The organism is Verrucomicrobiota bacterium (genome assembly GCA_016200005.1).
Lineage (GTDB): Bacteria > Verrucomicrobiota > Verrucomicrobiia > Limisphaerales > PALSA-1396 > PALSA-1396.
The window spans coordinates 1-7,495 of the sequence record JACQFP010000058.1 but is presented as its reverse complement, the minus strand read 5'-3'; the positions used below and the strand labels follow the sequence as shown (position 1 = coordinate 7,495).

Sequence of the window (7,495 nt, the reverse complement as noted above, 5' to 3'; positions counted from 1 at the left end):
CTACCGATATCAATTGACCCGCCAAGGCCGGCAGATCGTGACGGCGTTGCTGGCCGCCCGCCAGGCCGACGTGGAGAAACTCATGGCTCTGGCCGCCTAAACTCTTTGTCAAAAATGCATGAACCTTCGTCATTGTATTACAGGAGCGAGTCAGCAATCCCGCCCTCGTCTGGCTGCGCAAAGTGGTATTGGCGGCGTGCGAAGCGGGCGAACTGGACCGGGCGCTGACGGCCACGGATATTCATGGGCTTTGCGATGGCGCGGACATTGAGATTCCTGGAGTGCGGCCTGGGTCTGATGAGGACAAGGGCAAGAAAGTCGTTGGTTCTGTGATGGGAAAGCTTTTTCGAGAGCGGGATACGGTGGAGGTAGATGCATTCACTGTGTTCCGGGAGGAACGGTATGTGGCTCGTGATGATTCCGCCGCGGGGGGCGGTTTCAAGTCGAAAACTTACACCGTGACACGACAATGAAATTCCAAACTTCCGCAGCAACGCAGCCACCGCAGCAACACGTTAAAGATTCTGAAAAACCACCCTGTTTTTCAGGAAGTAAGGAGCGTTGCTGCGGTTACTGCGGAGAAGGATTTTGACGTATGCCGCACACATTTGAGCAACAACCCAACGAAAGCGCGAAAGCGTTCGCAGCCTTCTCCGTTTATCTCGGCATGGGCGCGGAGCGGTCGCTCGCGGCGGTTGGAAAACAGTTGGGCAAAAGTGAGCCGCTGATGAAACGCTGGTCGCGCAAGTTTGACTGGCTGGCGCGGGTGCAAGCGCCCGCGGCACATCTGGCCGGCGTGGAGCGCGAGACAACGGAAGCGTTGACGCGGGGCAAAAGCGCCGAATGGCTCAAGCGCCAGCAAGACCTCCGCGAAACGGAATGGCTGATGCACGAAACGTGCATCGCAGCGGCGAAGCGCGGTCTGGCGGCTTACATGGAGCGCGAAAAGGTTTATGCGAATCTGTCCGACATCGCCCGGATGCTGGAGGTGGCGTCCAAGCTCGGTCGGCTCGCGTCCGGGTTGCTGACGGACAAGACGGAATTGACCGGCGAAGATGGCGGGCCGATCCGCCTCGAATTGGAGGCCGCGCTCAAAAAGATTTACGGGCAGGTGGAACCTGCACCCACTGTAGCAGACCCGGCATCGTCACCGGCCAATGTTGTGGAGGTGGAGGCGGTGGAAATTGAGAAAGCAGAAAGTGGAAAGCAGATAGTAGAAATTCAGTCTGCGGCGCTCTGCCGAGACGCCGCTACGGAGAAAAAGGCATGACGTGGCTGGAAAAATATCTGGCGGAGGGCCAGCAGGCGGGTTGTCCGCCCGCGCAGATGCAAAAACTGGTCATGGCCGGGGTCGTCTTGCAGCCCCGGCAGTTGGCGGCAAGCGCAGCGGCGCGATTGTGCGACGCACCGGACGGGCCGACGGCCATCGGCTACGGCGGCGCTCGTGGCGGCGGCAAATCGCATTGGCTCCTGGCCCAAATGGGCGCGGATGATTGCCAGCGCGTGTCGGGATTGAAATGTTTGCTGCTTCGCAAGGTCGGCAAGGCGAACATGGAGAACTTCGAGGACTTGCGCCGTCGGCTCTTCGGCAAACTCAGACATGAGTTTTCGGCGTATCGGGGCGTGCTGAAATTTGCGAACGGCTCGCGCATTATCGCCGGGCATTTTCAGAGCGAGAAGGACATCGACGCCTACCTCGGCTTGGAATACGACGTGATTGGAATCGAGGAAGCCACGACGCTGTCGAGTCGCAAGCATCAGGACATTTCGACTTGCTCGCGCACGTCCAAACCGAACTGGCGTCCGCGCATTTACTCGACAACGAACCCCGGCGGCGTCGGCCATGCGTGGTATCGAACGAAGTTCGTGCTGCCGTTTTTTGAGAAGCGCGAAAGGGAGACGCGCTTTATGCCGGCGCGCGTGGCTGACAATCGGTTCAACAATCCTGAATACACGAAGATTCTGGAAAGCCTGACTGGTTGGCAGAAGCGCGCGTGGCTGGACGGTGATTGGGACATTGCGGCGGGCCAGTTCTTCACGATGCTGCGGCGCGAGGTGCATGTGGTCGAGGATTTCGACGACACGCGGGCGCGCGAATGGTTCGCCGCCCTGGATTACGGGTTCGCGCATTACACGGTGGCGCTGCTCGGCTGCACGGATGGCGACGGCAATCTGTTCGTGGTGGATGAACACGCGGCGCGGTTGTGGCTGCCGCAACGTCACTCGGCGGCGATCAAGGCGATGGTGGCAAGGCATCGTGTTGCGAATAGCCAATGGCCGATAGCCAATAGCCAACGGGCGAAAGAAACGCGGCCATTGGAGATGTCGGATTTGCAACGGTTCGTGGCCGGCGCGGATGTGTTTTCGCGTCAAAGCGACGGCACGACGATTGCCGCGCAGTATGCGCGGCTCGGCATCACCTTACGCTGTGCGAACACGGATCGCGTGAACAGTTGGGCGGAAATCCTGCAACGCCTGGGGGCTGTCGAAGCCGACATCCGCCCGACGCTGTTCATTCACAAGCGGTGCGGGCGTTTGATTGAGACGTTGCCGACGTTGCAACATGATCCGAACCGGCCTGAGGATGTGTTGAAGGTTGACGCCGACGAGGAAGGCGTTGGCGGCGACGATGCGGCAGACGCGCTGCGCTATTTGGTGGCGTCAAAATCGCGAGCCGTCACGCAACGGAAGTTGAGGGGGTTGTAGGGCGGGTGCGTGCTTCACGGAAAGCGGACGCGGTAAAAGCGCTGCGGATGGTTGGTCGCGTCGAAGTCGATGAACTGAAAGAGCCCGGGAGCGATCTGTGAAGGTGAACCAACAATTGTCCATTCGGCCGGCGGCTGCGTGATATTGGTGGCAGACAAGACCGTCAGAAACGCATCTGGCTGGTTGGTAAACGCGAAGCGAACAGCACCCGCCGCGGTTTTTCCGACGTCCGTCAGCAAGACCGGCAACGGAGGTTTGAGCGCGATCACACGGTCGCTCGCGAACTGGTAATAGGCTGAGTACGCCGAAGCATTGAGTCCGGCATCCAGCGAGACAACTGCGTTGTTCTTGTCTCGGCACGTGTTGACATGTTTCGTGCCTGCATCGAGCGAGAAGCGGTAGGGTGGTCCAGCCCCAAGGGTCGGAGCGGCGGGGTCGAACTTGTCCGGTTGCGTTGGATTTACAATCTGGATGAGTCCCCCGAAAGTGGTCATCCCTCCGATGATCACGTCCAACATGGTATTGGCCGTCGTGTAGCCTTGATCGTTGGACTGGAGTAGTGACTGCGGGATGGGGATGGCGGCCAGCGAAGCAGCCGTAACATTTCCCTTCACCCGCCCGGCGTTCATTGTCGAGAAGCTCTTCAAACTTGGATCGAGGTTCTCGCTGGGGCGATGTCCCGGCGGCAAGTTGTTGGTGGATTGCAACAGTGTGGAGGGCGCGCTCGTAGTGGCCCTGATAAAAGTGTTCCACATGGTCAACGGCGCAGGCATGCTTCCGATTCTCATGCCAATAGTGAGTCTTTCCGGTCCGGCGTCGAGCACCTGATTCACAATTGAGCCGGCGATTTGCTGGAGCGCGACGCCATCGGCGTCCACGGAAGCGGCCGCCCTGAAGTACCACCAATCGAGGTCTGAATTCCCCGAATAGGAAACCGGATTGTTGGACGGAGTGTAAGGAATGCCGTCAAGCAGTCCGATCTGGAGCGAAGGCGCATTCGAGCCCGTGAGGTCAACCAGCCCGGGCATCGTGAAAATAATGGAGATTGAACCGTCGGCAACGCTGTTAGAAAGCGATTGCCGCAACTGTGGCTGAGCGGTGCTGGTGAAGGCCCCACCCAATGCGTTGTTGGTGGCAAAGGAATCTGTACCAAACTGCCAGACGAGCGCGTTGATCCGATGGTCCTGCTCGAAGGCGGCAGTTCCCGCCAGCGGGGCGAAAACCAAGAGCATGGCGATCCGTGAAAGATTCGGGTTCATACAGGTCGGCCGGGATAATGGAGCGCCAGCGATCGAGAGGCAAGTCGCAGCTTTTCACCCTTCCAGGAACGAATGGCTGCGCGGCTGAACAACGCGAGCGTTCAGCCGCGAAAATGTTGTGCCCCAAGTGGGATAGGTCGGACCATCCCACGGGGCGAGTGGTTCAATTCTCGTCCGGCATCATCACGGTGGGTTGCGGGTAGAGGGTTGGTTGAACAAAGCGGCTTGCGTGGCATCGGCGGTGCGGCGTCTCTGCTCTGCCTCGGCCTGCTCTCTGGTGATGCGCTCACCGTCGAGACTCGATTCGGCAAACAGGTTGAAAGCTTCGGGTGCAAAGCCAAACTCGTGTTGCGGGATGGGCAAGCGGCGTCTGCGTAATTTCATAGTAGTGAAGAAATGGAGCGCGGGTGAACCGCGCCCCGTTGGTGAATCAGGCGTGCTGGGTGTCGGCGGGGAAATAACTGGAATACTTCTGATGCGGGTCGGCCTGACTTCCCAAGCTGAACTTGCCGCAAGGGTGCTGCCACGTCTGACGCTGGCCGTTCCAATGGAAACCAAGCTGCGCCAACTGCTGCCGAATCTCGGCGGCGGGCGTCTCCCTGAACTCCACCCATACCCATTTTCCGACAACCTCCGCGAGCCGATAAACGTCCGGCAACGTCGTAAAAAGTTGGTTCAACACTTTCGGTGTTGGGAGTGTGCGGTTTTTCTTCCGGGCCTCTGTATCAATCGGCAAGCGATGGTCTTGCTTCGCCGTCTGCGCCGGTGTGCCCGGTGCCTGCGGTGCTGCTGTGTTCGGACTGGTCGACTGTGCGGATCTGCTCCCGAGCCCGGTGTTTGATTTTTGTGTTTTGGTTTTCATGGTCTTTTTTTTCTGCTCTGCTTGTGCGTCTTCTGTCCGTCGCCCTTCACAAAATCAGGTCGCCGACCCGGGGCTTGTCCGTGGGAGTAATCTTTAGAGGGCACCACGAGACACCCCCGGTGAGGCGGCCTTGTGAGGGTGATGGAGAGAAACGCGGAGCAGAAAAAGCCGGACCTGAAGGCCAAGTTGGCCCTCCCTCTGGCCTTCGGCCACTTTTGCCTCGCACCTAGTCGGCGCGCTGGGCGCTTGCTTCTCTCCTTCGCGGGATTACGTTTGATTCGTCCTGATTGCGGATTAGTGGTTCGTTGGCGCGCAATGCGCCGACGGACACGGCCACCGTGGTCGGGACATTTTGTTTCCTACCGCGCCTGACTGCGAAGCTGCGCAGAGAGGCGGTTGGCGTGAGAGATGCCTGAGCGGTATCCCCACCCTCTCTTCCCCCGAGGGAGGAGAGGGTCAGGGAGAGGAGGCATTTTCCATAGGACATAACCCATGCCCCTGACCCTCATCAAAGAAGACGGCACCGGCAAACCCGACGCCAACACCTACGCGGACGTTGCTGACTCCGATGCCTACCATGAAGCCCATCTCTACGCCTCGGCCTGGACCGCCGCTACCACCGGCAACAAAGAAAAAGCGCTGGTGTTTGCGACCAGGCTAATTGATTCGCAATGCCAATTCGACGGCGTGAAGGCGCACGCGACACAAGCCTTGCAATGGCCTCGTGAAGCTTGTCACGACCCGGACGCCGATGGATGGAACGGCGGCACCGTCGCAAGCAACGTAGTGCCCAAAGCCGTCGTCGATGCGACGTGCGAGATGGCGCGTGAACTTCTGATTGCGGATCGCACCGCCGCGCCTCCGGGTGAAAGATTCAAATACGAGAACGTCGGCACGACGCAGACCGGCTACGAGAAACTCGACACCCGCCCTGTAATTTCGCACCTCGCGCAAGCGATGCTGGCGAAATTTGGAGCCGTTATCAAAAGCCGTAGCGGCGCGGTGAGATTGGTGAGGGGCTGAAAACTCCTGACAATTCCTGACAAAAAAGTTTCGTTTTGGGTGTTATTGCGTTCGTGTTGTGAGAATAGTAGAAGTGAACAACCGTCAATGTTTATGCGGTTGAAATGAACGTTTACGAAAACTGGCGACAGCCCTCGTCTAGGTTCAAGTCCTCTCTAGCGCACCAAAAAAGGAATTGGTTATTGGCGTGTTGCCGTAATGTTCCCTCACTCCATTACTCCCTTTCGGAACGCTCAATCCTTCACCTGGAAATCTATCACGAAAATATCCGCGAGCAACGGCCCAGCGAATTCAGCGAATTTCTTGTGTTCCGGATGGGCCAGATAACTGTCGCGGTCCTTGGGGTTCTTGAATCCGAGAATGTAACCGTGAGTGAAACCTTTGTCGAACTTCTCCGGGCTGATGTTGGTGCCCCATTCAAACGAAATGATCTGCGGGATTTTGGTTCGCAACGCGCGGAAGGCGTCCTCCACCTGTTTTATTTGCTCCGGTGTGACCGTCTCCTTGAATTTGAACGCGACCATGTGACGCAATGTTCCCTTGCCCGCAGAAGTTCCGGCGGCGGCGGCAACGATCCAGATGGCCAATAGCACGAACCAACAACCAGTGACAATCAGCATTTTCATGGTCAATCGAGTGGTTAGATTCTAGGTCGAACGTAGTCGGTTCAGGAAGAGGGGACAAGCCGGATCGAAGCAGGATTGGCGGATGATGTTCAGCGTGTCTCCTCTCGACTGATGGCGCGGCTGCAAAAAAACTGGGCTTGCAATCCAGACGGATTCTCTTACTTTCAGAGCCTGTTCGGAAGCGAGCGTAGCTCAGCCTGGTAGAGCATCACGTTGCCAACGTGAGTGTCGAGGGTTCGAATCCCTTCGCTCGCTCCAATCTTTCTTCTTCATTTTCAATCCCTTAGCTGAGCCATGCGGTTGTATACAACTGCTGCATGACGCCTGCATGACAAACAGGAGGTTCAACGGACGAAAAGTTTGTTCTAGCTGGGTATGAACAAAACGTATTCAGCGAAAGAACCGCCACCACCGCCGGAGGAACGTGTGTTCCCGCTGGAAGTCCGCCAGAAGAGGGGGGCCAGCGTTGTGATTTACGAAGGTCAGAATCGGGGGGAAAAGATTTATACAATCGCCTATCCTTGTGACGGCCAACGGCGACGCCGAATGCGCCGCAATTTCGAGGAGGCGTTCGCTTGTGCCAAGGAGATCGTGCTCAAGATGAGCGACGGCGCTCTGAACGTCCTCACCTTGGACGGCAGGGAGCGGTTTGTATACGAACGCGCTGTCGAGTTGGCAGCCCCGACAGGAATAGAACTGGATGCGTTGGTATCGCGTGCTGTTGAAGCATCTAAAATTGCTGGCGGCCCAGATCATCTGATTGAAGCTGCCCGTTCGTACGAAGCCCGGCGTCGTGGCGTTGAATACAAGATGCTGTCCGATGTCGTGGCCGTCAACGATCTGTTGAGCAACTGGGCTTCCATGGTGATGGCGGCGCTGGCCTGGAATCTCAAGAGTTGGTATGGGCTGCTGACGCCCAACCGCCAACGGGGACTGGAACTGGTGCGGATGGAGTTCCGGCGCTTTCTCCAGGCGATCCTGTTGATCCCTTGCCAGGTCGTGCGCACGGCGCGGCGTGT

The 7,495-nt window shown here is 58.0% G+C and carries 9 protein-coding genes and 1 tRNA gene; 6 read left to right on the top strand and 4 right to left on the bottom strand.

The window, feature by feature from the left end; genetic code table 11:
* The first annotated feature begins 182 nt into the window (after window positions 1-182).
* The 3 genes from HY298_20145 (at window position 183) to HY298_20135 (ending at window position 2,706) form a co-directional block, all read left to right on the top strand.
* Window positions 183-473 carry a hypothetical protein gene (locus tag HY298_20145; protein MBI3852575.1) on the top strand — a complete coding sequence of 97 codons (291 nt, stop codon included), beginning with the start codon at window positions 183-185 and terminating at the stop codon, window positions 471-473.
* Window positions 474-595: 122 nt separating this feature from the next.
* Window positions 596-1,270, top strand: a complete 675-nt coding sequence (locus HY298_20140) for a hypothetical protein (GenBank protein MBI3852574.1) — start codon at window positions 596-598, stop codon at window positions 1,268-1,270.
* Entirely contained in the window at window positions 1,267-2,706 is a 1,440-nt protein-coding gene (locus HY298_20135) for a hypothetical protein (GenBank protein ID MBI3852573.1), read from the top strand. The genes HY298_20140 and HY298_20135 overlap by 4 nt, the downstream gene beginning before the upstream one ends.
* A gap of 14 nt (window positions 2,707-2,720) precedes the next feature.
* On the opposite strand, the gene HY298_20130 is transcribed toward HY298_20135, so the two are convergent.
* The 3 genes from HY298_20130 to HY298_20120 form a co-directional block, all read right to left on the bottom strand.
* Window positions 2,721-3,965, bottom strand: coding sequence for a hypothetical protein (locus tag HY298_20130; GenBank protein MBI3852572.1), 1,245 nt, complete (start codon window positions 3,963-3,965; stop codon window positions 2,721-2,723).
* Window positions 3,966-4,148: 183 nt separating this feature from the next.
* Complete coding sequence (locus HY298_20125) at window positions 4,149-4,349, bottom strand: hypothetical protein (protein MBI3852571.1); 201 nt, start codon at window positions 4,347-4,349, stop codon at window positions 4,149-4,151.
* A 46-nt stretch (window positions 4,350-4,395) separates the two neighbouring features.
* Entirely contained in the window at window positions 4,396-4,827 is a 432-nt protein-coding gene (locus HY298_20120) for a hypothetical protein (protein MBI3852570.1), read from the bottom strand.
* 492 nt (window positions 4,828-5,319) lie between these two features.
* Here HY298_20120 and HY298_20115 point away from each other — a divergent pair, with 492 nt between their 5' ends.
* On the top strand, window positions 5,320-5,850 hold the full coding sequence (locus HY298_20115; GenBank protein MBI3852569.1) for a hypothetical protein: 531 nt from the start codon (window positions 5,320-5,322) through the stop codon (window positions 5,848-5,850).
* 233 nt (window positions 5,851-6,083) lie between these two features.
* Here the strand turns inward: HY298_20115 and HY298_20110 are convergent, their stop codons facing one another.
* Window positions 6,084-6,470, bottom strand: a complete 387-nt coding sequence (locus HY298_20110; protein ID MBI3852568.1) for a Dabb family protein — start codon at window positions 6,468-6,470, stop codon at window positions 6,084-6,086.
* A gap of 187 nt (window positions 6,471-6,657) precedes the next feature.
* Here HY298_20110 and HY298_20105 point away from each other — a divergent pair.
* Both HY298_20105 and HY298_20100 read left to right on the top strand, forming a co-directional pair.
* Window positions 6,658-6,734 (top strand) — tRNA-Gly (locus HY298_20105).
* Window positions 6,735-6,851: 117 nt separating this feature from the next.
* The coding region (locus HY298_20100; GenBank protein ID MBI3852567.1) for a hypothetical protein at window positions 6,852-7,495 on the top strand (644 nt) is incomplete at its 3' end.

What these genes read in the sequence shown, in the direction of transcription:
- HY298_20130 (MBI3852572.1), bottom strand. Translation starts at nt 3,965, where the DNA reads ATGAACCCGAATCTTTCACGGATCGCCATGCTCTTGGTTTTCGCCCCG.
- HY298_20120 (MBI3852570.1), bottom strand. Translation starts at nt 4,827, where the DNA reads ATGAAAACCAAAACACAAAAATCAAACACCGGGCTCGGGAGCAGATCC.
- HY298_20125 (MBI3852571.1), bottom strand. Translation starts at nt 4,349, where the DNA reads ATGAAATTACGCAGACGCCGCTTGCCCATCCCGCAACACGAGTTTGGC.
- HY298_20110 (MBI3852568.1), bottom strand. Translation starts at nt 6,470, where the DNA reads ATGCTGATTGTCACTGGTTGTTGGTTCGTGCTATTGGCCATCTGGATC.
- HY298_20115 (MBI3852569.1), top strand. Translation starts at nt 5,320, where the DNA reads ATGCCCCTGACCCTCATCAAAGAAGACGGCACCGGCAAACCCGACGCC.
- HY298_20135 (MBI3852573.1), top strand. Translation starts at nt 1,267, where the DNA reads ATGACGTGGCTGGAAAAATATCTGGCGGAGGGCCAGCAGGCGGGTTGT.
- HY298_20140 (MBI3852574.1), top strand. Translation starts at nt 596, where the DNA reads ATGCCGCACACATTTGAGCAACAACCCAACGAAAGCGCGAAAGCGTTC.